The following is a 22,084-nucleotide window of genomic DNA, read 5'->3' on the forward strand; positions in this document are numbered from 1 at the left end:
CCCACCTTCCCCAAAAACTTTTAAAGGGGTCTTCGTAACGTCAGTACCAGAACCATTTATAAAATACCAAGCAAGGGGGGCCGGGGGGAATAATTCCCCCCGGCGGGGTTCGGGGCAGCGCCCCGATTTTCCCTCTCCCCTACATCGGGTAATCGAGCGCTTCGGGGATCATCACCTGGGTCAGCGCAGCGCCGGCCCGTTCGCGGGCCAGGCCCAGGCCGGCCAGGGACTTGTCGAGCGCCTGGCGAAGCGGGCCAAAGGCGGCCAGATCGGCGTCGGGCGTGGCGTAGCCATGCACGAGGCCGGAGCACACGCGCGAGGCTTCGCCGGCGGCGCGGGCGGCCTGCATCCGGGCGATGTCGTTAAAAAAGGCCATGTAGCCTTCCAGGCCCTCGGCCACCATGGGATTTTCCGGCCCTTTGGCGGCCAGTTCCAGCACGTCGAGGATGAAAAGGCGGCTGGCGATCAGCGGGCACAGGGCGTCGGCCAGGGGGAAGGTCACGGCTTGGCGGTTGCTGTGGTAGAGCTTTTTGCCGTCGGCGTCCTTGTTGGCGCACAGGAAGTCATAGGTCTGCTTCCACAGCCGCAGGCCGGCGGCAACCGAGGCCGCGCCGGTCTCGGGATGGGCCCCGGCCACGCGGTCCATTTCGACGATGTAGTTATCGACATAGGCCTGGAAGATGTCGCTGGCCATGGTGATGCCGAGCTGGCGGCGCTGGACGCATTCCGGGCCTTCGTAGGTGGCTTCGAGCTGGGTGTCGTTCCACTTGTGAAAGAGGAACCCGGGGCAGTCCTCGGTGATGCCGTAGCCGCCCATAAGGGCCACGGCCTCGCGCATGACGGTTGCGCCGTGCCCGGTGTTCCAGAGCTTGCAGGCCGGGCACAAGACGCCGGCTTCGGCTTCGAGCGCCTGGAACTTGACCACCGGATCGGCGTCCAGGGCGGCAAAGCGGGCGGCGTCGCGTTCGGCCTCGGGAACAAAGAGCAGATTGACGTATTCGATGGCCTCGGGCTGGACCTTTTTCAGCGCCGTCATCTGGCCCCGGGCTCCAGACACGCCTTTGGCGGCCAGGGCCGCATCCTTGGCCTTTTCCGTGGGATCGAGCTGGTCGAAAAGCCGCGCCGTGGCGAACCCGAGCGAAGCCCCGGCCTCGCCGGCCGCCCAGACGTCGGCCAAACGGATGACGGCGTCCTGCTTCTGCTGCAGGCCGAGTTCGAATTTCGCCGAACCGGCGTCGCAGGCGTCGCCGCCGCGGAAGCGGCTGCGCTGGTAGCGGATGACCGGCTCAATGGCCGAGAGGAGCTTGGCCGTGGTCATGAGCGCCACCGGCACGCGGGTGCGGTGGAACACGGCGGCAATGACTTCGGAATGGGAATAATTGGGGACGATGCAGCCGTCTTTGACGGTGTAGCCGCCGATGATGCGGCTGGCCGGCACCTTGAGGTTGAAGACCGGGTCGCGGGTGGAGGACAGCTGGTGCACCATTTTAAGCGTCGGCGCGCCGCGGTCGAACAGCCCCGGATCGGTTTCTTCCAGGATGATGATGCAGGAGGACTTGATGCGCGGATCGGCGGTGTCCACGGCAGCGGTGGCGTAGTTGGCGAAATCCATGCCGGTGATGAAACGGCCGCGCTTTTCCACGTGCAGGATCGGCTCCTGCCCCTCTTCCCAGGAATCGACCCGCACCTTGCCGGTCAGGACGCCGGTATCGACGCCGACGTAGGGAATGGGCTCGGTCAGGGCAAACGCGCCGCGCCAGGGGGCGCGGTCCGGGGACGGGGCGCACAGGGTCATGTAATGGTCGCGCTGCTCGGTGGTGCCGCGCTCGTGGATGGGCGACAGGGCCAGATTGTTGGCCAGGGAGCAGGTGGCTGCGCCGGCATCGACCCAGGACAGCTCGAAGGCGACCAGGGACAGGGCCATATTTTTCGGGCCTTCGATGAAACCGCCCTGGTGGGGATCGAGAAACACGGCGGTGATGCCGGCTTCGTCAAAGGCTTTGAGCAGCGAGTCCTTCTGCTCGGTCCATTCATGGGAGTGGCGCACGCCGTCGGCCACCATGCGGGCGACAACGCCCCGGGCCACGCCGCGGGCCGACTGGACGGCCATCTGGAGATCGAAGCGGTCGGCGTAGCGCCACATAATTTGCCGGACATCGTCGCCCGGGAGAGTGCGTAGGGTTTCCATAGGTCTCGCCTGGTTCGTGGTTTGAACGCGCGGGAGCGCTTTGATGCTCTGATAATAAAGTACGGGAAGCTAAAATATTCGGCCCCAGGCGTCAATCGGGCGCGGGCGCACGCCTGTGTTCCGGTTCGCCGCCGCCCGATTTCGCCCGGCCCGGGGTTGTGTAAACATCGACTGTTGGTTACGAATCGAACAATGGGGCGTATGCCCCGAAATATTCGACAACCGGCGGGCGTCCATGCCGTATGTCCTTACGTTTCATTTCGATCCCGATTTCGAACAGCGCCGGTTGCGCCCGAAAAATCGTGACGACGGAAGCGTTGACCAATTCGATCTGGGGTACGTCCAAAACGTCGCCGCAGGCCAGTCCCTGGCCGAATGGACTCCCCTGCCCCCGGGCGATGACGCCGCCAGCGCAGCCGGGGCCATTGTTTCCGAAAACACCACCTTTCCCCACGGCGAGGGCTGCCGCGTCGATCCCGACAATCCCCTGCGTCTTCTGGCCGGCGTCAACGGCCATGTCGCCTTCATCGACGGCCGCATCACCGTGCGCGAAACCCTGGCCATCGGCTGCGACATTGATTTCCATACCGGCAATATCGTGGCGGTCGGCGACGTGCTCATCGGCGGCGACATCCGGCCCGGCTTCATGGTCATGGGCCGAAACGTCACCGTCAAAGGCTCGGTGGTTTCGGCCCGCATCCGGGCCATGGGCAACATCACCTGCCACAGCGGCATCCAGGGCGGCAACCGGACCACGCTTCGGGCCGGCAAGAGCCTGCGGGCCAAATTCTGCGAGAACGCCGTGCTCCACGCCGGCGACAACATCCTGATCGACGCCTCCTCCATGCACTGCCGGCTGTTTGCCGGCGAGAAACTGGCCGTCAAGGGACGCCTTGTCGGCGGCGAAGCCTACTGCGGCGAAGCCGTCTACGTGGGCGAGCAACTCGGCGGCGGCGGCCAGAGCCAGACCCGGCTGCTGCTCGGCTACGACCCGGAGCGCATTCACAAGGACCAGCATCTCAAGGCCGGTATGCGCCAGACCCTGCTCGATATCGAGACCTACCGCCTGGAAATGGGCCGCAGCGAAGACGCAGCCAAGGAATTCGGCCCGGCCCTGGAGCAGAGCCGGCAACGCCTGGAGACCTTCAAAAGGCAGCTCAAGAAACTCTGGGACAACCCCGCCGCCATGCGCCGTTTCAGCAGCTGCCGGGTCATCGTGCCCGGCCGCATCGGGGCCAATGTGGAAATTTCCATCGGCGAAGCCACCCTGGCCGTGCCCGAGGACACCCGCGACGCCGTCGTGCGCTACCACGCCGGCGAAATCATCGTGGAACACCCGGCCCTTCGCAAATAACCCGCCTTGCCTCCAGGGCCTGAAGGGGAATGCCTCCGTCCCCGGCCGCCGTCGGCATTCTTTCCCTTCCCGCTTGCTCTCTCCGCTACAACTCCCCGCTGTCGGCAGATAGCTCTTCCAGAGAGAAGAGGCGGTCGGCGTCGAGGATGATGGTGAACGTGCCTTCCAGGCTGACCAGGCCGCGCACGAACCGGGGGGGCACGGCCAGTCCCATGTCCGGGGGCGGGGCGATGTCGGCGTCGGCGATTTCCACCACCTCATGGACGGCGTCGGCCAGGGCGGCCACGGCCAGGGTGTCGCCGTCGTAGTCGCGTTCGACGATGATCAGGCAGGTGGGAGCCTTCGAACCGAACTCCAGCTCGAGCTTGCAGCCCAGATCCACCACGGTGGCGGCGTTGCCGCGCAGGTTGACCACACCGCGCAGATGGCCAGGGGCCAGGGGCACCACGGTCATCGGGGGCATGTCCAGGACCTCGGACACGAGCAGCGAGGGCAGGGCGAAGTGTTCGCCGCACAGGGTAAAGGTCAGGTATTGGTGCGTGGCGTCGTCGGCCATGGAGGGCGCCTCCGTTTAAGGGCAATCTTCTCTCTGCATACGACAGCCCGGCCGTTCCGGCAACAGCCCGGTTCCATTGGCGATGCCGCAAGCGTTGACAAGACGGCCGGCCAGGCATACACACCCTCTCAAACTATGGAACCTTTTGAGGAAATAATGGACGAGCCGTACAGTAGTAGTTGCTTTTTCCCGCACGTTTATCCGCTGACCGTTACGCGATAACGCTTCCTGCCGTCCACCGCGCCGCTGCCGCCCCATCCGGGTGCGCCAGGGTCGCCGCCGGCAGGCGGCGGCACAAGGAGGCGCCAGATGAACACCTTTTTCATCGGGTCTGAAAATTTCGCCTCAGGGCTTTCCCCCCGTGCCGGCATCCGGCCCGGGGCGGCCGTACTTTTCCCTGTCTCGCGCCGGCTGTGCGCCGCCACCTCCGGCACAGCCCAGGAACCTCCCTCAGCCAGCCCCCTGCCCTCGTCGTAGGGCCGTGACGCGGCCTTGGCCGCACAGCGTTCTCTGTCCCTTTGCGTCTGGTCGCAGCGGTGGATTGTCTGTCGTCCGCCGGTGCAAACCCTGGCGATTTGCGGGGCGGCCCTGGGCCGCGCCCGTCGCCCGGGGGGAGGCTTGGTCATGAACGAACTCTATGTCAGCGCGGTGCTCGGCCGTCCGGTCATCGACCCTTCAGGGGTCGAACTCGGCCGGCTCACCGATCTTGGGCTGGTGCCCGGCAAGACCCTGCCCGTGGTGTCCGGGCTTTTCATCCGCAGCGGCGGCCGGCGGCGCTTTGTGCCCTGGAGCTGCGTCAATCTGTTCACCCCGGTGATCGTCTCGGCCGATCTTTCCGGCGAGGCCGACAGCGACACGTCCTGGACCGAGGACGAGGAAACCGGCGCTATCACCGACATCAGGCTTCGCCGCGACATCCTCGACCGCCAGATCGTGGACGTGGACGGGGCCAAGGTGGTGCGGGTCAACGACCTCAAGCTGCATTCCCGGGGAAAAAGCCTTTTTATCGAGGCCGTGGACGTCGGCATCCGGGGCATGGCCCGGCGTCTGGGCCAGCTGCGCTTCTGGAACTGGCTGGCCAAGAGCCTGGGGGTGACCCTGCCCACCCGGGAAATCGACTGGCGTTTCGTGGCCCAGCTCGATCCCAACGCCGACAAGCTGACGCTGACCGTGGCCCGGGAACGCCTAACCGACATGCACCCGGCCGACATCGCCGAGATCCTGGCCCAGCTGCCCCACAAGGAAGCCGGCACGGTCATCGGGGCGCTCGACCCGGAAACCGTGGGCGAGGCCATCGGCGAACTCGATCCCGAGGTGGGCGGCCGGGTGATCAGCCAGCTCGACAGCGAGATGGCCTCCGACATCCTCGAAGAGATGGAGCCGGACGAAGCCGCCGATCTGCTGGCCGATCTGCCCGAGGAAAAGGTCCGGGAACTCCTTGGCCTCATGGACACCGAAGATGCGGAGATGGTCCAGGAACTGCTCGAGCACGAGGAGGATACGGCCGGCGGCCTCATGAACAACATGTTCGCCTTCGTGCCCCCGGCCATGACCGCCGAAGAGGCGCTCAACTACATCCGCCTGGTCGGGGCCGAGATCGAAAACGTCTACTACGTCTACGTGATCCGGGCCGACGAGACGCCTCTTGGGGTGGTGACGCTCAAGCGGTTGCTCCTGTCCCCGCCCAAGACCCCGGTGGCCGAGATCATGACCGTGGGCCTCAAAGCCGTTGGCGTCGAGGACACGCCGGGGAAGGTCATGGACATCATTTCCAAGTACAATTTGTTGGCCGTGCCGGTGCTTGATGACGGGCATATGGTCGGCATCGTGCAGGCGGATGCGGTCATCGAACGCTTTCTGCCCGAATCCGTCACCCGCACGCGGTTCGCCGCCCATTAGACGTTGAGGTCTGTCATGCCGTTTTTCAAAAAGTTCTCGCGCAAAAATATCCTGCTCTTTTTCGCCCTGCTCGGTCCCGGCATCATCACCGCCAACGTGGACAACGACGCCGGCGGCATCACCACCTATTCCCTGGCCGGGGCGCGCTACGGCTATTCCCTGCTGTGGATGCTCATTCCCACCACGGTCTCCCTGGTGGTCATCCAGGAGATGTGCGCCCGCATGGGCGCGGTGACCGGCAAGGGCCTGTCCGACCTCATCCGCGAGTCGTTCGGGCTGCGCACCACGTTTTACATCATGATTGCGCTGTTTCTGACCAACCTCGGCAACACCATTTCGGAATTCGCCGGCATCGCCGCCGGACTCGAGCTTTTCGGCGTCACCAAGTACCTGTCCGTGCCCCTGGCCGCGGCCCTGGTCTGGCTGCTCATCGTCAAAGGCTCGTATCGCATTGTGGAGCGGGTCTTTTTGATCGTCTGCGTGGTCTATCTGGTCTATCCCCTGGCCGCGCTCTCGGCCGACGTGCCCTGGGGCGAGGTGGCCCGGGCCGCCGTCACCCCGACCTTTCGGGCCGACGGCGACTATGTGGCCATGATGATCGCGCTCATTGGCACCACCATTGCCCCCTGGATGCAGTTCTACCAGCAGGCGGCGGTGGTCGAGAAAGGCATCACGGCCGAGAACTACGGCTTTACCCGGCTCGACGTCATCATCGGCTGCGTCCTGGCCGTCATCGTGGCCCTTTTTATCGTGGTGGCCTGCGCCGCCTCCATCCACCGCCAGGGCCTGCCCATCGAGACGGCGGCCGACGCGGCCATGGCCCTTGAACCGCTGGTCGGGAAATACGCCTCCTGGCTTTTTGGCGTGGGACTCATCAACGCCTCGCTCTTTGCCGCCGGCATCCTGCCGCTGTCCACGGCCTATTACATCTGCGAGGCCATGGGCTGGGAACTGGGCATCGACAAGGATTTCCGCCGCGCCCCGGAATTCTTCTGGCTCTTTACCATCAGCGTGGTCATCGGCGCGGCCACCATCCTCATCCCCGGCATGCCGCTCATGTTCGTCATGTACGTGTCCCAGGTGGTCAACGGCGTGATGCTGCCCTTTGTCCTGATCCTCATGCTGCTCTTGATCAACAACAAGCGGCTCATGGGCAAATTCGTCAACGGGCCGATCTTTAACGCCGTGGCCTGGGTGACGGTGGCCGGCCTGATCGTTCTGACCGCAGTGATGACCATCGACACGGTCTGGCCCGGAGCCATCAGCGCCCTGGTGAAGCTGGTGGCTGGGTAGTTGGGGTGAGAGAAGAGTTGAGAAGAGAGAAGATGCCTCCGGCGGCCGGGGGGATGATCCCCCCGGACCCCTGCAACTGAAGAAGTTTTTTAGGGGGTTCTTGGGGCTGGCTGATCATCCGGTCGGTTGTGGACCGGAAGCAGCCCAGGCAGAGGCTTGACGGGAACCACCGTTTTGTTCCGGTGGCCGGGAGAAGTTCTTCAAGCGTCGCGGCAACGCCGCCCCCCTTTACCCCTTTGGGGGGTCCGGGGGCCTCAGGCCCCCGGCCGCCGGAGGCCCTCTTCCTCTTTCCCCGTCCCCAGGCCCAGGCTCAGGGCCGTGCCGGCGAAGCTGGCCACTGCCCCGACCAGCAGGAACCCGTCGTAGCCGTAGGCAGCCACGGCCGCGCCGCCGAGAATCGGGCCGAGGAAGCTGCCGCCTTGCAGCGACAGCATCATGAGGTTGGCGTTTAAGCCCTTAAACGCCGGTTCGGACAGGTCGTACATGAAGGCGTTGAGCGACGGCGACCCGACCCCCATGCCGCAGCCGAGGAGCACCGCCGCCAGATAGGCCAGCCCCTGGGTGTGGCTGGCGTAGAGCAGCAGAAAGGTCGCGCCGGTAACAACATAGCAAAAGCGGATGAGCTGGATTTTCGGCACCACGTCGAAGATGCGGTTGGCAAAGACGCGCAGCGCGATCATGCAGCCGGTCTGGATGGAAAAAAAGAGGCCCACCCCGGCCAGCCCCCGGGCCTGGAACAGGCTCTTGGCCAGAAAAAAAAGCGAAGCAAAACTCAGGTAATACATGGCGTTGACCACAAGCAGCTGGGCCACCGGGCGCTTGCGGGCATTTTTGGCCATGGCGGCCAGACTCGGCCGCGCCCCATGGGCATGCTCCCGGCCCCGGCTGCGTCGGCTCATGAGCGCCAGGACCACCAGGGCCGGAGCCAGGGCCAGGGCCACCAGGGCATAGCCCTCGGGATAGCCGAGATGGGCCGGCGAGAGCCAGTCGAAAAGCGGCGGCATGGCCGAGTAGGGCAAGAGCATGGCCACGGAATAGACGCCAAAGGCCTGCCCGCTGCGGGTCGGGGGAATGATGGCCACAAGGAGCGTCATGGCCCCGGCCGAGACCAGGGCCACCCCCAGGCCGTTGGCCAGCCGCACGGCCAAGAGCGCCGCCGGCGAGGCGGCCGTCAGATACGCCCCCCCGCAACCAAGCAGCACCACAATGCCCAGGGCCGCCGCCTTGGCCGCGTTTCGCGTGGTCAGAAAGGGGCTGACGGTCAGGTAGGTGGCCATGGTGGCCAGGGAGGACGCGCCGATCAAAAGGCCGCGCCAGGACTGGGGGATGCCAAGGGTCTCAAAATAGACGTACAGGCTGTAAAAGACTGAAATATTGCAATATGATAAAAATATCAGCAGACACAGACTGACGAATTCGAAGGAAAAAAAGCGGGTGTTTGGGGGTGTGGTCATGACCTGCCGCCGAATCGGGCCGGGTTGGACGGTGCTTGGGAAAGCACGCCGGATACGCGGGGTCGGGGCCGAACGTCAAGGTCGGTGTTGTGACAACTATTTCTTTTGGAAACTTTTTTGTTTTTCCGGGGTCGAGACCGGGCCAGACTGTCCCTGATCCCGACCCCGGTTCTGGCTACTTGTACGGCGTGGCCGTGGCCGTGGCGTCGGGGTAGGCCGGCGCGACGTTGATGGGCACGGTCTGTATGGCGCTGCCGGCGGCGGCCAGGGCCTGCTTGACGTCGACATAGTGCCAGTTTCTGTCCGTGTCGGTGTGGTAGTAGTAGCGGCTCCGGGCCACGTCGGCCACGGCGACCCACTGGGTGACGTCGAACATCGTCTCGGCGGCGTCCTTTTCGCGCACAGCGCCCTTGGGGATGTCCACGTTGCCGATAATCGTCATGGCCAGGGCCAGCCCGGCGTCAGGCCCGGTGACGGGCAGGGCGGACTGGGTCAGCGCCACCATGCGCACGAAGCGGCTGGGCGGGGTGAAGTCGCCGGGCAACCCGAGCATCCCCGACCCCTGGCCGGTCTGGCGCACGACGTAGCCGGCCAGATCCAGGGCCGGGACATTTACGGCCGAGAGATTGACGGTGTTGCTTAAAAACGTGAGCATCCAGGTGAAATCCGGGGAGTTGGTGAGTACGCCAATCGGATTGTCATGGATGCGCACCTTGCCGTCCATGTACTCCAAAACGATGCTGTCCCCGGTGGCGTCGTGGACGGTGAAGTGCAGGGGCAGGGAGCCGGCGGTCACGCCGTTTAAGGTGGTCGGTCCCTGGCACACGCGCACCTTGCCGATGTCGCGGCGCACGTCCGCGACGGTGGCGCACTGGGAGAGCAGCCAGTTGACCATTTCAAACTGGGCAATGGTGTTGCCGGCGGTGTCGGGCGAATACGGCTCGTAGCCGGCATAGCCCGGGAAGAGCAGGCCGCCGACCACCAGGCCCTTTTCATTCATGCCGTCGCTTAGGTTGTTGATGCCAAGGGCGTTCATGCCGACGAAGCCGTATTTGGCGGTGAAGGGCAGGCCCTTGGAGGTGCCGTCGGGCAGGGTGCCGACAAAGCTCGTTCCCTTGGGGATTATGGCCACCTTGGAGCCGAGGTCCTGGGCGTATTCCATGGTCCGGGCGTAAAAAACGTCGCCGTCCGTGGTTTTGAGGCGAAAACTGGTACAGGCGCGCGACGCCTGGGCCGGGACAAGCAAGGCCCCGAGCAGGAGGGCGAAAGCGACGTGACGCAAGAGGGGCATGGCGGAATCCTTTGCCGCGTGGCGGGTCGGGGGGTTGTGGGGCGGGAAACGGAAGTCGGGAAACGTGATCATACTGCTTTATGCTGTACGGAAAAGGGACAGGCAGGTCCAGGGACAGATGGAGACAGCATTTTACCTGTCAGGCCCCCCCCCGCATTGACCCCACCCCCCCCAGGACGCTAAGGATTTTGTGCGGCCATCCCGGCCCGTACGCCATTTGGCCCCCAAGGAGGCTTTTCCCATGCTACGACACTTCGCCGTCGCTGCCTCGCTGGCCCTGAGCGCCCTGGCCTTGGGCTGCGCCAGCACCGGACCCACGGCCGACAATGTGCCGCAGGAAACGGTCGATATCGACTACAGCCAATGCCAATCCCGGGCGCTTGTTTCCACGGCGCTTATCAAATCCGCCGGCGAAGCCGAGGATCGACAGCAGGAAATCATTGACGAATGCATGAAGGAAAAGGGGTACACCGCCAAATGAGCCCGCCGGAAAAACGCTCCTTGGACCCAAAGCCCGTTTCCGCCAGCCTGGTGGTCATGCCCCAGCGCATGTTGCCGTCTGACGCCAACCCCGCCGGCAACGTCCACGGCGGCGTCATCCTCAAATATATCGACACCGCCGGCGGCATCTGCGCCATACGCCATGCCCGCTCGGCCGTGGTCACCGCCTCCATCGACCGCATGGATTTCTTGAAACCCGCCTATATCGGCGAGGTTGTCACCTTCATGGCCGCCGTCAACCTCGTGGGCGCGACCTCCATGGAAGTGGGCGTGCGGGTGGAGTGTGAAAATCCCATCACCGGCGAGACCCGCCACGCCGGTTCGGCCTACCTGACCTACGTGGCTCTGGACGCCGAACGCCGGCCCCAGGCCGTTCCGCCGCTGATCCTTGAGACGGAGTCCGACCGCCGCCGCAACCGCGAGGCCGCAGCGCGGCGCGAAGCCCGGCTCCAGGAACGTCGCCGCGAACGTGATTCCCAACTGCAACATCAGTCTGAAAACCCTTAACCGAGGTGCGACGTGGCCGAAACTATTGATGATTTGACTGTGAATTACGAGGAAGACGGCGTCGAGCTGACCAAAGAGCTCGACAAGGTCATCCTCACCCGCGGGGCCTGGACCACCATCATTTTCCGCTTTGTCCAGTGGGACCCCAAAAAGGATGCCTACAGTCCCGACCGCTACGCCATCCGCCGGTACAAGAAATCCGGCGATACCTACCGCGTGCAGTCCAAATTTGCCATCTCCAGCCGCGACCAGGCGCAAAAGATCGTTGCCGCCCTGTCCCGCTGGACCGAAGCCCCGGAGGGCGAAGCGTGAGCGATACCGTCACTATCCGTGCCCTGGCGACCCTGGCCCCCTATGCCCCTCCCGGGGGCGTGGCCTCGGTCGGCCCCGGTGAAACCGCCGGAGAACTGGCCGACCGTCTGGGCATCGAAGGCGAGGCCCTGGGCGCCGTCCTGGTAAACGGCAATCCCGCCACCCTGGAAACCCCGCTTTCCCCGGGCGACGTCGTGTCTTTCGTGCCGCCCATCACCGGGGGCTGAGCCAAGGCCGGACGCCATGCCCGACACCGCGCTCCTTGCCGCTTTGCGCAAGGCCAGTTGCCAGCGGCCCTATCCTGACGGCCGCCCCGGCTGGTTCCTCGACGCCCCGGCCGTGGCCGGGCTGGCCCGGGACTTTGCCCTGGCCCCGCGCCGGGTGGAGATCGCGGCCCTTTCCGGCGGCATCTGCCCCCTGCGCTACGCCCGCAACCTGACGGCCTTTTCCATGGCCGAGCAGGCCCGGCTGCTGGCCTCCAAGGCGGCCCTGGTCGGCCTTGGCGGTCTGGGCGGCGGGGTGCTGGAAAATCTCGTGCGGGCCGGGGTGGGATGCATTCACGCCGCTGACGGCGACGTGTTCGAGGAAACCAACCTCAACCGCCAGCTGCTCTCGCGCCTGGACGCCCTTGGCCGGCCCAAGGCCGAGCTTGCCGCCGAGCGGGCCGCTGCCGTCAACCCGTCCGTGGAATGTGTCGCGCACAACCAGTTTCTCGACCGGGCCGGCATGGAGGCGCTCCTTGCCGGGGCGCAGGTGGCCGTGGACGCCCTGGGCGGTCTGGTCGACCGTCCGGCCCTGACCGCCGCTGCCGCCGGGCTTGGCATCCCCCTCGTCACCGGGGCCGTGGCCGGCTACACCGCCATTGTGGCCACGGTGTTGCCGGGCGGTCCTTCCCCGGCTGATTTGTTTGGCGGGGGCAGCGGGAAGGCAGCCGAGGACGTGCTGGGCTGTCCGTCGCCGGCGGTCATGGCCGTGGCCGCGCTTGAGGCCGCCGAGGCCATCCGCCTGCTGGCCGGCCGCCCCGCCGCGTTGGTCGGCAAGGCCCTTATTATCGATCTCGAAACCATGCGCTTTGAGACTGTCGCCTTCTGACGCCGAATGCAGGCAGGGTGACAAGGAGGCCCTGGACGCGATATACGGGCACAAGGCGTGCCCCGCGCGCCAAATCCTCAAGGAAGCGTCATGACCCTCAAAGCGGATTCCTGCTATCTGGCCACGCCCCTCCAGCTCATGGGCTGCGATCCCCGCGAGCGACTGCTCAATATTATCGGTTCCGCCCCGGAAGCCGTGCGGGTGGCCATCACCGACCTCATGCACTCCATCAAGACCTCCCTGGACGTTTTGCCCATCATGCCGTCCTTGGGCGACCCGGACCGGCCGGTTGCGGACTGGGAGTCGCTTCTCACCTCGCTGACCGCCTTTCGCCGCGAACTCGACGTGCTCAAGGCCTCGAAGATCGAGGGCCTGCGCCGGGCCAACCCGGGCTTTTCCCAGCTTGAGCACCGCTATGGGCTGCTCAAAAAAGCCCACGAAAAAGCCAAGCTCATGCTTGAGATCCTCTACGAGCTGATAAACGCCGGCCAGGATTTCCAGACTGCCGGTGAAATTCTTGAGCAAAGCGCCGAAGTCATGCTCAAGGAACTCAAAGGGGACCTGTACGTGTGCCGCCTGCGCGACGAGGACGGCAACTGGGTCAATATCGCGGCCAACACCCACACCGGCCGGGCCACCCCGATTTTCGTCAAGTTCATGGAAGAGACGCTGCCCCACCATCCGGTCATGCGCTCGGTCAACAATCCCAAGACCCTTTTTGTGGTGTCCAACAACCTGCTTGGCCCGGAGCGCGGCGGCGAGTCCATCGACTGCGTGCCCTATCTCGAAGGCTACCGCTGCCGGCTGTCCTTTTTCCTGCGCGAGCCGGCCGGCAAGGCCTTTGGCCTCATGATGCTCTATTCCCGCAAGACCCGGTTTTTCGACCGCTATGAGACCGACTTCCTGGCTGACTGCGCCCGGGTGGTGTCGCTGACCGTGGGACGCCGCCTGGAACTGGGCCGCGACACCCTGGCCAAGGCGGCCGGCGGCATGGCCCACGTCGGCAACAACGTGCTGGCCATCATGAAGAACGGCGCGGAACTGATCCTTGAAGACTACGAGGACTTTCTCGACCACGAAGACGAGATCGGCACCGGGCTGATCGCCGAGGCCATCCAGCTCGTCCCCGGTCCCTGGCCCAATCTGGCCCCGGCGGCCATGCGCCATCTGATCGGCCTGACCATTGAGCGCATGGAGGTCGAAAAAAAGATGCAGTACGTCAATCTCATCGTCGAGAATATCAACCGCCTCAAAGGGGCCATCAGCAACCTGCTCAAGGCCGTGGAAAACCCCATCTTCATGCCCTATGTCGGCGGCGAGGAAGTGCTCGATCTCGAACCGGCGGAACACGACGAGCGCGAGGTCTACCGGCAGACGTCCTAGCCCGGGCTTCGAATCGTCGGCCCCCGTCTGCTCCGCCGACAGGCCGCATCAGGCGGGTTTCCGGCGGGCGCAGCTGGGCCGCCCAAGCCGCAGTGATCCCTCTGCCCGGGCTGCTTCCGGTCCACAACCGACCGGAGTATCAGCCAGCGGCAGCGACCGGGAGGCACACCGCAGAAACCCGCTTCTTGAGGCGTGAAACGAGTCGGCCGGGACGCGCGACAGGCGTCCCGGCTTATTTTCCACCGGGATAGAGCCGCTTGTAGAGCATGGCGTTGGTGGTGATGCGGCGCACGTAGTCCCGGGTTTCGGTGTAGGGAATAAATTCCGTAAAAAGCTCCTCGCCAAGCCGCCCGAAGCCGGCGTTCCACACCGCCACCCGGTTTTGCCCGGCATTGTAGGAGGCAAGCGTGGCCGGGAGCGTCCCCTCCTGGCCCAGCCGCTCCCGGAAAAAAGCCACCCCGAGCCGGATATTGATCACCGGATTGAACAGATCCGCCCGGTTGGGCCGGATGCCGATCTTCTTGCCCATGGCCTTGGCCGTCTCCGGCATAAGCTGCATAAGCCCCACCGCGCCGGCCCCGGACACGGCCTTGGGATCGAAAAAACTCTCCTGGCGGATCAGCGAATAGATGATGTCCGGGTCAATGCCCGATCCGGCCAGGGCGGCCGTCACATCGCCGCTGTAGGCCCGGGGATAGAGGGCGTCGCGCAGCGGCCCCAACTCGGCCGGCGTGCCGCGCAGCAGGCAGGCCCCGAAGGTGCGCCAGGCCGTGCGCATGGCCGCCGTGCGCCGCCCGGACTCCATGGCCGCGCGGATATGGGCCATGGCCAGATCGGCCCGGTCCGGGGCGGCCTTGGCGGCAAATTCCAGCGCCATCTCGGCCAGGGCCGGCAACCCGGCGTCGGACAGGGCGTAAGCCTTGCCCAAGGCGGCGGCAACGGCCGGCGACGGCGGCGCGGCCGCGTCCGGACAGCGGGGCGGGGTGGTCGGCGACGAGGCCACCACCCGCTCTCCCACATCCCCGGCCCCGGACAGGGCTGCCGCCGCCCGTCCGCCGTAATAGGTGTTCGGACGGGCCGCAGCCACCTCCATCCAGGCGGTGGCCGCCTCCTGGGAACGCCCCAGCCCGACCAGGGCGCGCCCGCGCCAGTAGCGCGCCCCGTCCGCCCAGTCGTCCTCGGGAAACCGCCCGGCAAAGGCGGCCAGATCCGCTTCGGCCCCGGCAAAATCCCCGACGACATAGCGCAAAAGGGCGGTGAGCGAGGCTCCCTGGGCGGCCAGATCAGGGCCGACGGCCAGGCCTTTGAGCTGCCCGGCCGCTTCCAGGGCCTCGGCAAAACGACCCCGTTCAGCCAACAGCAAGGCCAGATGCCGGGCCGCCGCCTCACGCAGGGGATCGTCGCGCCCAGGCCCGGCCAACACCTCGCGCAACAGCGCCTCCATGCGCCCGCCATCCTCCGGTTCAAGGGAGCGCCACAGGCAGCGGGCCTGATGGTAGCGGGCCCAGCCGGCCAGGGAGGCGGCGGGGTCAACGGGAATGGCCTTGGCAAAGGCGTCAAACGCAGCCTTGGGCCGGCGCAGACGATAGAGCGCCTTGCCCCGGACATAGTCGGCCCGGGCGGCCTGGGCCGGACTCCAGCCGGTACGGCCGTCAAGCAGCGTCAGGGCGGCCTCGGCCCCGCCCTTCTCCACCAGCGCCTCGGCCAGAAGCAACACCGTGTCCGGGGCGTCGGGATCAAAGCCGCCGGCCCCGCCCGGTTCGGCCAACAGCCGCCGGGCCAGGGCCGTGCCGGCTGCGGCGGATTTGGAAACCGGAAAGGTCAGGACCAGATGGCGCAAAAAATCCTGGGATTTTTGCCGCTCCCCCAGATTGGCCGCAGCCGCGGCCGCCCGCAGCCAGACTTCCGGGGCCAGCGACGGCTCGGCGTCGGCCAGCCAGGCCTCGGCCAGGGCCAGGGTCCGGTCGTGGCGGCCGGCCCGGGCCGCACTTTCCATGGCCAGATACAGGGCGTCGCGGCCCAAAAAGGAATTGGCCGCGTGGGCGCTCAACCCGTCCAGGGCGGCCAGGGCGGCCGGGGCGTCGTCGGCCAGATAGAGGCCAAGGCCCTGGTAATAGGCGGCCACGTCGGCCTGGTCCCCGGCCTTGGGCAGGACCGCCGCCAGCCGGGCCGCGCCCTGGCGATGGTTGCCGGCCAGGACCTCGGACACGCCAAGGACCAGTTCGCGCATGGCCTCGCTGGCCCCGGCCGGGGTTTTGACGGCCCGCGCCGCCGGCAGGCTGTCCTCGCTGACCCCGAGCCGGGCCGAACGCGGCAGGGGCGCGGCCTCGGGCCGGGCCGGCGGCTGCCAGGGTTCGGGGGCGGCAGCCCAGGCCGCCTGAAAAGCGCTGGCCACCAGAAACACCAGAAACAGGTTGGCGGCCAAGACCGCACCAAATTGATCGGAGAAGGAGAGTAATCCCGGTCTCTGCATGGTGGAATTTCCTACCTTAGAGCGTCATATCCCGCAGTTTTACTGGATGTATTTAAAAAATACCCCCCCTTGACTTCATCGGCAAATCGTGACTAACGTGCGGGAGTTCACAAACTGTCCGTTTCCCTAGCCAGGGCGTGCGATCCCGGACGCCTGCCCTGCGTGCCTTCCACCCGTCAAGGAGGTCGATATGTCCTTCGCGCAGTCCTGGGATTTCACGCCGGGCGCCCGCGTCGTTCTCGACGATATGCGGCAATGCTCCCGTGAATACGAATGGTTGGAGGAACCCCACGTCTCGCCCGACGGCGAACACGTGGCCATGGTCGCAGCCCTGCCGGATCCCGCGTTTTCCGTGGCGGTCAACGGCGAAGTCTGGGAAGCGACCTTTGACAAGGTTTGGTATCCCCGGTTTTCGCCCGATGGCCGCCTGACGGTCCTGGCCCAGACCGACGGCGAGTGGACCATGGTGGTCGACGGCGAACCCTGGGACGAGCAGTACGCCTACATCTGGGGCACGCTTTTTTCGGCCAACGGCGACATCATTGCCGCGCCGATCCAGCAGGACGGCAAGTACGGTTTGTCCGTCAACGGCACGCCCTGGGACACGCTCTATGACAACGCCAACCAGGTGACGCTCTCGCGCGACGGCAGCGCCGCCGCCGCCGTGGTCCAGGTCAAGGCCCCGGCCCAGGCCGACATCGCGGCCTTCCAGGAAGGCATTTTCAGCGTGGCCGTCAATGGAGTCGCCTGGGACTCGATTTTCGTCAACTGCTGGGCGCCGACCTTTGATCCGGCCGGAAAAAATGTGGCCACGACCATCCGCCGCTCTCTCTACGACTATTCCATTGCCGTCAACGGCAAGGCCTGGGCCGGCTCGTACGCCTGCGCCTGGGGACCGGCCTTCAACCCGGCCACGGGCGCGGTCGCCGCGCCGGTGCGCAAGGCCGGGGCCTGGGGCATGGCCATCGACGACGCCATGGCCTGGGACATCCGCTACGGCCAGCTGTGGCATCAGGCCTTCTCGCCCGACGGTTCCAAGCTCGCGGCCATTGCCGCCGTGCGGTTTGGCGACTTCACCGTGGTGGTGGACAACACCCCCTGGGACATCGTCTTCCCGGTGGTGACCGACCTGACCCCGAGCCCGGTCGGCAACCGCTTCGCCGCCCTGGCCAGCAACCACAATACGGATTTCGCCATCCTGTGCGACGGCAAGGTCTGGGACGGCCGCTACGACATGGCCTACCCCCCGGTGTGGAGCCCTGACGCCGCCCATCTGGCCGTGGCCGTGGAGAAAGCCGGTCGGTTCACCGTAGTGGTGGACGGCAAGGCCTATCCCAAGAGCTTTGACAAGTGTTTTGCCCCGGCCTTTTCCCCGGACGGAGCTTACGTGCTCATCCGGGCCGTGGCCGATGGCAAGTGTCACCGCATCGTGGCCCCGGTCGCCGCCTTCACCGGCTAGGAGGTTCTCCATGCACGCCCTGTTTGATCTCGCCGTCGGCCCCCTGGCCTGGCTGGCGTTTGCCCTGTTCATCCTCGGCTCGGCCTACCGGCTCATGGCCATGCGCGCCCTGGCCTTTAAAAAAGACGCCACGTTTGTGGCCTACATCAGCTGGCCCCATGCGCTTAAATCCCTGGCCCACTGGATCACCCCGTTCGGGGCGCTGGGCTGGCGGGAAAACCCCGGCATCACCATTGTCACCTTTGCCTTCCACATCTGCCTCATTGTCGCCCCCCTGTTCCTCATGGGACACATTGCCCTGTTTGACGCCTTCCGCGGCTGGTCCTGGCCGGCGCTGCCCGGCACTGTGGCCGACACCCTGTCTATCGTCGTCGTGCTCGCCTGCCTCTATTTCCTGTGGCGGCGTCTGTCCGTCCCGGAAGTCCGCTTCGTCACCCGCACGCATGACTGGCTGGTTTTGGCCCTGGTCGGCGCGACCTTTTTGACCGGCGTCCTGGCCTATCACCGCATCGGCGACAATCTCTTCGTGACCACGCTGCACATCCTGTGCGGCGAGGCCATGCTCGTCGCCATTCCGTTTACGAGGCTTTCCCACATGCTGTTCGGATTTTTCAGCCGTGGCTACATCGCCTCGGAATTCGGGTCCGTCAGACACGCCAAGGACTGGTAACCGCCGGAGGATGTCATGAAAACCATTGCCGATCGTCTTATCGAGGACGTGGGGCTCAGACGCGGCGTCGACCGCCTGACCCCGGAGAAAATACAGAAGGTCTTCAAAGAACTCGTGGCCGGCGAATGCGGCGCGCGGATGAAGACCTACATGGAAACCTGCGTGCGCTGCGGCATGTGCGCCAAGGCCTGCCATTACTACCTGTCGCACAAGGACCCGAGCTATTCCCCGGTGGCCAAGGTCAGCCAGACCATCTGGCGGCTGTTTGACAACGACGGGAAAGTCGATCCCGCGCTCATCTACGAGTGCGCCCAGGTCGCCTACACCGAGTGCAACCTCTGCCGCCGCTGCATCCACTACTGTCCGCTGGGCATCGACACCGGCTACATCATAAGCGTCGTCAGACGCCTGTGCCACAAGCTTGGCGTCACCCCCCAGTACATCCAGGACACCGCCCACAGCCACTCGGCCACCATGAACCAGATGTGGGTCAAAGACGACGAATGGCCCGACACCCTGCAGTGGCAGGAAGAGGAAGCCCGCGAGGAATTCCCGGGGCTGCGCATTCCCCTCGACGTCGAGGGTGCGGACTTCATGTATTCCGTCATCGCCCCGGAACCCAAGTTCCGCACCCAGCTCATTTATCAGGCCGCGGCCATCTTCCACGCCGCCGGGGTTTCCTGGACCATGCCCGCCACCCCGGGCTGGGACAACTCCAACATGGCCATGTTCACCGGCGACTCGGAAATCATGGCCCGCATCGAACGCGCCCACTACGAAGCGGCCCAGCGCCTGCGCGTCAAACGCATCGTCATGGGCGAGTGCGGCCACGCCTTCCGGGCCGTCTACGACGTCGGCAACCGCTGGCTCGGCTGGAAATGGCATCCCGTGCCGGTGGTCCACTCCGTGGACTTCTTCTGGCAACTCATCCAGGAAGGCCGCATCAAACTGACCCACAAGTTTGCCGAGCCCGTCACCATCCACGACCCCTGCAACATCATCCGGGGCCGGGGGCTGATGGACAAGCTGCGCGAGGTCGTCCACTTCCTGTGCGACAACGTGGTGGAAATGACCCCCAACCGCGAGCACAACCTGTGTTGCTGCGCCGGCGGCGGCGTCATCAACTGCGGACCTCCCTTTAAAAACGTCCGCATCGTCGGCAACTCCGTCAAAGCCGAGCAGCTGAAAGCCACCGGCGTCCACTGGTGCATCGCCCCCTGCCATAACTGCCACGGCGGCCTGGACGACATCATCAGCAAGTTCGGCCTGGAAATGCACACCAAGTTCCTGGGCGACCTCATCTATGAACTCATGGAGAAGCCCGAGGCCGAGTAACCCGGCGCGCAGGAGAAACCGACATGAAACGATCGCCCCTTATATCCTTGGCGCTGCTGGTCCTTGTCGCCGCCGTCCTCCTGGCGGCTCCGGCCATGAGCCAGCAGGACATGACCACCGTGCCGACCGAAGGGTTTCAAAAAACCACCCGGCTGCCGGTGGCCTTTGCCCACGACGCCCATAACGAAAAAGCCGGGCTGACCGACTGCACGGCCTGCCACCACGGCGAAAAAGACGGCAAGCGGGACAACACCGCCGACACCGCCGGCATCCCCTGCTCGGATTGCCACACCGCCGTGGCCGCGCCCGGCAAGACGCCGCTCATGCGGGCCTTCCACCGCCAGTGCATGGGCTGCCACATGACCCAGAAAAAAGGTCCGGTCACCTGCGGCGACTGCCACAAACCGGCCAAGAAGTAGCCCGCCTGTCCGGGGCTTGACGCACACGCCCAAGGCGCGGCCGGGAAACCGGTCGCGCCTTTTTTGCGCCAATGGTCAGGCACCCCCTGGCGACGTGCGCCCATCAAGGGCCTGCGGCGCCTGACGGGTATTGCGCGCAGCCCACTCGCGCTTCGGTTCGTGCCCAAAACCCCTTCAAAAACTTCCCCCATCAAGGGGGTCCGGGGGGGATTATCCCCCCCGGCCGCCGGAGGCTTTTTTCCCCTTTCCAACTCCCGCCTCCGGCCGCCCGAGACACTCTTTCCCCTTTCCAACTCCCACCCCCGGTCACCGGGGCCTCTTTTCAGAAACACCACATTGGAATCATTCTTGCTTGTCCCTGCGGCAAACCCAGGAAGGCCCCATGCCCAAATCGCTTCTCGCGCTCCTTGCCGGCCTGTTCGTGGTCGCCGGCTCCCTGGCCCCGGCCCTGGCCCAGCAACGGCCCTGGTCTGCCGCCCAGGCGGCATCCTCGTATGGGCCGCCGCCTTCGCCAGTCCCATCCCCGGGCGAGACCGCCCGGCCCGCTGCCGCGCCCGCTGCGGCCACGACTCCTGCGGCCGGCCCGGACAGCCCGGAGGTGCGGCGTCAGGTTTCCGGCGCTCACGCCCTGTCGGCCGCGTCCACCTGTTTCTACGGTCCCCACATCGATCAGGGACAGGCCAAGCGGCTGTGCCGCTATCAGGCCCGGGGCAAACTGCTCGACACCGCTGCCAGCCAACTGGCCGGCGACCCGGCCGTGGCCCGGGCCGGGCTGTCCGGGCCGGATCTGCGGGCCTTTGTCGACAGCCTGCTGGCCGTGTCCGTGACCGACGAGGAGGTCCGCCCGGTACCGGACGGGCTGGCCGTGCGCCTGACGCTTCGGGCCGAGACCGAACCCGGCACGCTGGAACAACGCCTGGCTTCCTTTGCCGGCAATCCCGAACTGCGCGCCGCCGCCCTGGCCGAGACCGCCGTGCGCGACCGGCAGGCCGGCGAGGCCCGCATGGCGGCCGTGCCTTTTGGGGCGGACCGTGAATTTCGGGCCAAGGAAATAGAGAACGAAATGGGGCAGGACGCCGCTTTTGCCGAACGGCGTCTGGTTCCGGGCATGTCGATCAAACAGGTCAAGGAATTGCTTGGCGACCCGGCCGCCGTCAAACAAGCCGTCCTTGGTCCGGAAAGCTATCTTTGCGCCAGCTATGGCCGCATCTGGGTGGTGTTCCGGGACGGCGTGGTCAGCTGCCTGCGCAGCCGGCTCGATTACGTGCGCCGCTACGACACGGATTGCCACTGCGCCGGAAACTATTCCACGATTCTTAAAAACGACTAGGCGTTAGCCTGCCTTGACAGCCAGGGCGGCCGGCCGCTAGAAACACCAATGGCTGCATATACATCAACCCTCGACGTTTCCCGCTCACCCACCCCGCCGGAGGAATCATGAGGGCGCTCATTGTCGATGACGACTTTTACAGCAGAAGCTTTCTCGAATACATTTTGCACCCCTACGCCCAGTGCGACGCGGCCGTGAACGGCGAGGACGCCATCATGGTCTTCCAGAAAGCCCTGGAAGAGGGCAAGCCCTATGCCCTGGTCTTCATGGACCTGCTCATGCCGGTCATCGACGGTCCCCGGGCACTGAAAGAAATGCGCGAGATCGAAAAAGACTTCGGCCTCACCCACGAGACCTGCTGCAAGGTGGTCATCACCTCGGTGCTCGAAGACGGCGAGGACACCCACAACGCCATGTATCTGGGCGGGGCCACCTCGTTTCTGCAAAAACCGGTGGATGAAAAATCCATCATGGCCGAACTGCGCCGCCTCCACTGCCTGCCGCCCGAAGCCGACGAGCCCTGATCCCCGCTTTTTTCCCGCCCCGCCTTCCCGTCGCCGCAGCCTTG

21 protein-coding genes are annotated in these 22,084 nt (G+C 65.5%); 16 read left to right on the forward strand and 5 right to left on the reverse strand.

The genetic code is table 11. The annotated features are described in order from the left end of the window. Nucleotides 1-139: 139 nt before the first annotated feature. Nucleotides 140-2,188 carry an acyl-CoA dehydrogenase family protein gene (locus NY78_RS14980; RefSeq protein WP_043637636.1) on the reverse strand — a complete coding sequence of 683 codons (2,049 nt, stop codon included), beginning with the start codon at nucleotides 2,186-2,188 and terminating at the stop codon, nucleotides 140-142. A 235-nt stretch (nucleotides 2,189-2,423) separates the two neighbouring features. Between NY78_RS14980 and NY78_RS14985 the strand changes: the two genes are divergently transcribed. Further along, nucleotides 2,424-3,542, forward strand: coding sequence for a DUF342 domain-containing protein (locus NY78_RS14985; protein WP_082140060.1), 1,119 nt, complete (start codon nucleotides 2,424-2,426; stop codon nucleotides 3,540-3,542). An 85-nt stretch (nucleotides 3,543-3,627) separates the two neighbouring features. Here the strand turns inward: NY78_RS14985 and NY78_RS14990 are convergent, their stop codons facing one another. Then, entirely contained in the window at nucleotides 3,628-4,098 is a 471-nt protein-coding gene (locus NY78_RS14990; RefSeq protein WP_043637638.1) for a chemotaxis protein CheW, read from the reverse strand. A gap of 309 nt (nucleotides 4,099-4,407) precedes the next feature. Between NY78_RS14990 and NY78_RS25270 the strand changes: the two genes are divergently transcribed. From NY78_RS25270 to NY78_RS15000, 3 genes are all read left to right on the forward strand, one after another. Then, nucleotides 4,408-4,575 (forward strand): hypothetical protein, encoded by a 168-nt coding sequence (locus NY78_RS25270; RefSeq protein WP_197084261.1) that lies wholly within the window; start codon nucleotides 4,408-4,410, stop codon nucleotides 4,573-4,575. Nucleotides 4,576-4,722: 147 nt separating this feature from the next. Beyond that, nucleotides 4,723-5,997: a magnesium transporter gene (locus tag NY78_RS14995; protein ID WP_043637639.1), complete on the forward strand. Its 1,275-nt coding sequence runs from the start codon at nucleotides 4,723-4,725 to the stop codon at nucleotides 5,995-5,997. 15 nt (nucleotides 5,998-6,012) lie between these two features. Next, nucleotides 6,013-7,290, forward strand: coding sequence for an Nramp family divalent metal transporter (locus tag NY78_RS15000; RefSeq protein ID WP_043637642.1), 1,278 nt, complete (start codon nucleotides 6,013-6,015; stop codon nucleotides 7,288-7,290). A gap of 254 nt (nucleotides 7,291-7,544) precedes the next feature. Here the strand turns inward: NY78_RS15000 and NY78_RS15005 are convergent, their stop codons facing one another. Beyond that, on the reverse strand, nucleotides 7,545-8,744 hold the full coding sequence (locus NY78_RS15005; protein ID WP_043637645.1) for an MFS transporter: 1,200 nt from the start codon (nucleotides 8,742-8,744) through the stop codon (nucleotides 7,545-7,547). 175 nt (nucleotides 8,745-8,919) lie between these two features. Further along, a complete protein-coding gene (locus tag NY78_RS15010) occupies nucleotides 8,920-10,035 on the reverse strand; it encodes a linear amide C-N hydrolase (protein ID WP_043637647.1) in 1,116 nt (371 codons plus the stop codon). A gap of 241 nt (nucleotides 10,036-10,276) precedes the next feature. Between NY78_RS15010 and NY78_RS15015 the strand changes: the two genes are divergently transcribed. The 6 genes from NY78_RS15015 (at nucleotide 10,277) to NY78_RS15040 (ending at nucleotide 13,830) form a co-directional block, all read left to right on the forward strand. Further along, a complete protein-coding gene (locus NY78_RS15015; protein WP_043637649.1) occupies nucleotides 10,277-10,516 on the forward strand; it encodes a hypothetical protein in 240 nt (79 codons plus the stop codon). Continuing rightward, complete coding sequence (locus NY78_RS15020) at nucleotides 10,513-11,043, forward strand: acyl-CoA thioesterase (protein WP_043637652.1); 531 nt, start codon at nucleotides 10,513-10,515, stop codon at nucleotides 11,041-11,043. Before NY78_RS15015 ends, NY78_RS15020 begins: the two co-directional genes overlap by 4 nt. Nucleotides 11,044-11,055: 12 nt before the next feature. Beyond that, on the forward strand, nucleotides 11,056-11,355 hold the full coding sequence (locus NY78_RS15025; protein WP_043637653.1) for a hypothetical protein: 300 nt from the start codon (nucleotides 11,056-11,058) through the stop codon (nucleotides 11,353-11,355). Next, entirely contained in the window at nucleotides 11,352-11,582 is a 231-nt protein-coding gene (locus NY78_RS15030) for a MoaD/ThiS family protein (protein WP_043637655.1), read from the forward strand. The genes NY78_RS15025 and NY78_RS15030 overlap by 4 nt, the downstream gene beginning before the upstream one ends. Nucleotides 11,583-11,598: 16 nt before the next feature. Next, nucleotides 11,599-12,447, forward strand: a complete 849-nt coding sequence (locus NY78_RS15035) for a HesA/MoeB/ThiF family protein (RefSeq protein WP_043637658.1) — start codon at nucleotides 11,599-11,601, stop codon at nucleotides 12,445-12,447. A gap of 90 nt (nucleotides 12,448-12,537) precedes the next feature. Next, entirely contained in the window at nucleotides 12,538-13,830 is a 1,293-nt protein-coding gene (locus NY78_RS15040) for a histidine kinase (protein WP_043637659.1), read from the forward strand. Nucleotides 13,831-14,062: 232 nt separating this feature from the next. Here NY78_RS15040 and NY78_RS25780 read toward each other — a convergent pair whose 3' ends face one another. Continuing rightward, nucleotides 14,063-16,303 carry a transglycosylase SLT domain-containing protein gene (locus NY78_RS25780; protein ID WP_043637661.1) on the reverse strand — a complete coding sequence of 747 codons (2,241 nt, stop codon included), beginning with the start codon at nucleotides 16,301-16,303 and terminating at the stop codon, nucleotides 14,063-14,065. A 190-nt stretch (nucleotides 16,304-16,493) separates the two neighbouring features. Between NY78_RS25780 and tmcD the strand changes: the two genes are divergently transcribed. From tmcD to NY78_RS15075, 6 genes are all read left to right on the forward strand, one after another. Continuing rightward, nucleotides 16,494-17,762 carry an electron transfer complex subunit TmcD gene (gene tmcD, locus NY78_RS15050; RefSeq protein ID WP_043637664.1) on the forward strand — a complete coding sequence of 423 codons (1,269 nt, stop codon included), beginning with the start codon at nucleotides 16,494-16,496 and terminating at the stop codon, nucleotides 17,760-17,762. A 10-nt stretch (nucleotides 17,763-17,772) separates the two neighbouring features. Next, entirely contained in the window at nucleotides 17,773-18,432 is a 660-nt protein-coding gene (gene tmcC / locus NY78_RS15055; RefSeq protein WP_043637666.1) for a TmcC family electron transfer complex membrane anchor subunit, read from the forward strand. Nucleotides 18,433-18,447: 15 nt separating this feature from the next. Next, complete coding sequence (tmcB, locus tag NY78_RS15060; protein WP_043637667.1) at nucleotides 18,448-19,767, forward strand: electron transfer complex ferredoxin TmcB; 1,320 nt, start codon at nucleotides 18,448-18,450, stop codon at nucleotides 19,765-19,767. Nucleotides 19,768-19,790: 23 nt separating this feature from the next. Beyond that, nucleotides 19,791-20,186, forward strand: coding sequence for an acidic tetraheme cytochrome c3 TmcA (gene tmcA / locus NY78_RS15065; protein ID WP_043637669.1), 396 nt, complete (start codon nucleotides 19,791-19,793; stop codon nucleotides 20,184-20,186). 382 nt (nucleotides 20,187-20,568) lie between these two features. After that, nucleotides 20,569-21,516 carry a hypothetical protein gene (locus NY78_RS25785; RefSeq protein WP_043637670.1) on the forward strand — a complete coding sequence of 316 codons (948 nt, stop codon included), beginning with the start codon at nucleotides 20,569-20,571 and terminating at the stop codon, nucleotides 21,514-21,516. Between the two features lie 107 nt (nucleotides 21,517-21,623). Further along, nucleotides 21,624-22,040 carry a response regulator gene (locus tag NY78_RS15075; protein ID WP_043637673.1) on the forward strand — a complete coding sequence of 139 codons (417 nt, stop codon included), beginning with the start codon at nucleotides 21,624-21,626 and terminating at the stop codon, nucleotides 22,038-22,040. Nucleotides 22,041-22,084 lie beyond the last annotated feature (44 nt).

This window comes from Desulfovibrio sp. TomC (genome assembly GCF_000801335.2).
GTDB lineage: Bacteria > Desulfobacterota > Desulfovibrionia > Desulfovibrionales > Desulfovibrionaceae > Solidesulfovibrio.

What these genes read in the sequence shown, in the direction of transcription:
- NY78_RS15005 (WP_043637645.1), bottom strand. Translation starts at nt 8,744, where the DNA reads ATGACCACACCCCCAAACACCCGCTTTTTTTCCTTCGAATTCGTCAGT.
- NY78_RS14995 (WP_043637639.1), top strand. Translation starts at nt 4,723, where the DNA reads ATGAACGAACTCTATGTCAGCGCGGTGCTCGGCCGTCCGGTCATCGAC.
- NY78_RS25270 (WP_197084261.1), top strand. Translation starts at nt 4,408, where the DNA reads ATGAACACCTTTTTCATCGGGTCTGAAAATTTCGCCTCAGGGCTTTCC.
- NY78_RS25785 (WP_043637670.1), top strand. Translation starts at nt 20,569, where the DNA reads ATGCCCAAATCGCTTCTCGCGCTCCTTGCCGGCCTGTTCGTGGTCGCC.
- NY78_RS15010 (WP_043637647.1), bottom strand. Translation starts at nt 10,035, where the DNA reads ATGCCCCTCTTGCGTCACGTCGCTTTCGCCCTCCTGCTCGGGGCCTTG.
- NY78_RS15015 (WP_043637649.1), top strand. Translation starts at nt 10,277, where the DNA reads ATGCTACGACACTTCGCCGTCGCTGCCTCGCTGGCCCTGAGCGCCCTG.
- NY78_RS15000 (WP_043637642.1), top strand. Translation starts at nt 6,013, where the DNA reads ATGCCGTTTTTCAAAAAGTTCTCGCGCAAAAATATCCTGCTCTTTTTC.
- NY78_RS15075 (WP_043637673.1), top strand. Translation starts at nt 21,624, where the DNA reads ATGAGGGCGCTCATTGTCGATGACGACTTTTACAGCAGAAGCTTTCTC.
- tmcB (WP_043637667.1), top strand. Translation starts at nt 18,448, where the DNA reads ATGAAAACCATTGCCGATCGTCTTATCGAGGACGTGGGGCTCAGACGC.
- tmcA (WP_043637669.1), top strand. Translation starts at nt 19,791, where the DNA reads ATGAAACGATCGCCCCTTATATCCTTGGCGCTGCTGGTCCTTGTCGCC.
- NY78_RS14980 (WP_043637636.1), bottom strand. Translation starts at nt 2,188, where the DNA reads ATGGAAACCCTACGCACTCTCCCGGGCGACGATGTCCGGCAAATTATG.
- NY78_RS25780 (WP_043637661.1), bottom strand. Translation starts at nt 16,303, where the DNA reads ATGCAGAGACCGGGATTACTCTCCTTCTCCGATCAATTTGGTGCGGTC.
- NY78_RS15040 (WP_043637659.1), top strand. Translation starts at nt 12,538, where the DNA reads ATGACCCTCAAAGCGGATTCCTGCTATCTGGCCACGCCCCTCCAGCTC.
- NY78_RS15035 (WP_043637658.1), top strand. Translation starts at nt 11,599, where the DNA reads ATGCCCGACACCGCGCTCCTTGCCGCTTTGCGCAAGGCCAGTTGCCAG.
- tmcC (WP_043637666.1), top strand. Translation starts at nt 17,773, where the DNA reads ATGCACGCCCTGTTTGATCTCGCCGTCGGCCCCCTGGCCTGGCTGGCG.
- tmcD (WP_043637664.1), top strand. Translation starts at nt 16,494, where the DNA reads ATGTCCTTCGCGCAGTCCTGGGATTTCACGCCGGGCGCCCGCGTCGTT.
- NY78_RS15020 (WP_043637652.1), top strand. Translation starts at nt 10,513, where the DNA reads ATGAGCCCGCCGGAAAAACGCTCCTTGGACCCAAAGCCCGTTTCCGCC.
- NY78_RS14990 (WP_043637638.1), bottom strand. Translation starts at nt 4,098, where the DNA reads ATGGCCGACGACGCCACGCACCAATACCTGACCTTTACCCTGTGCGGC.
- NY78_RS14985 (WP_082140060.1), top strand. Translation starts at nt 2,424, where the DNA reads ATGCCGTATGTCCTTACGTTTCATTTCGATCCCGATTTCGAACAGCGC.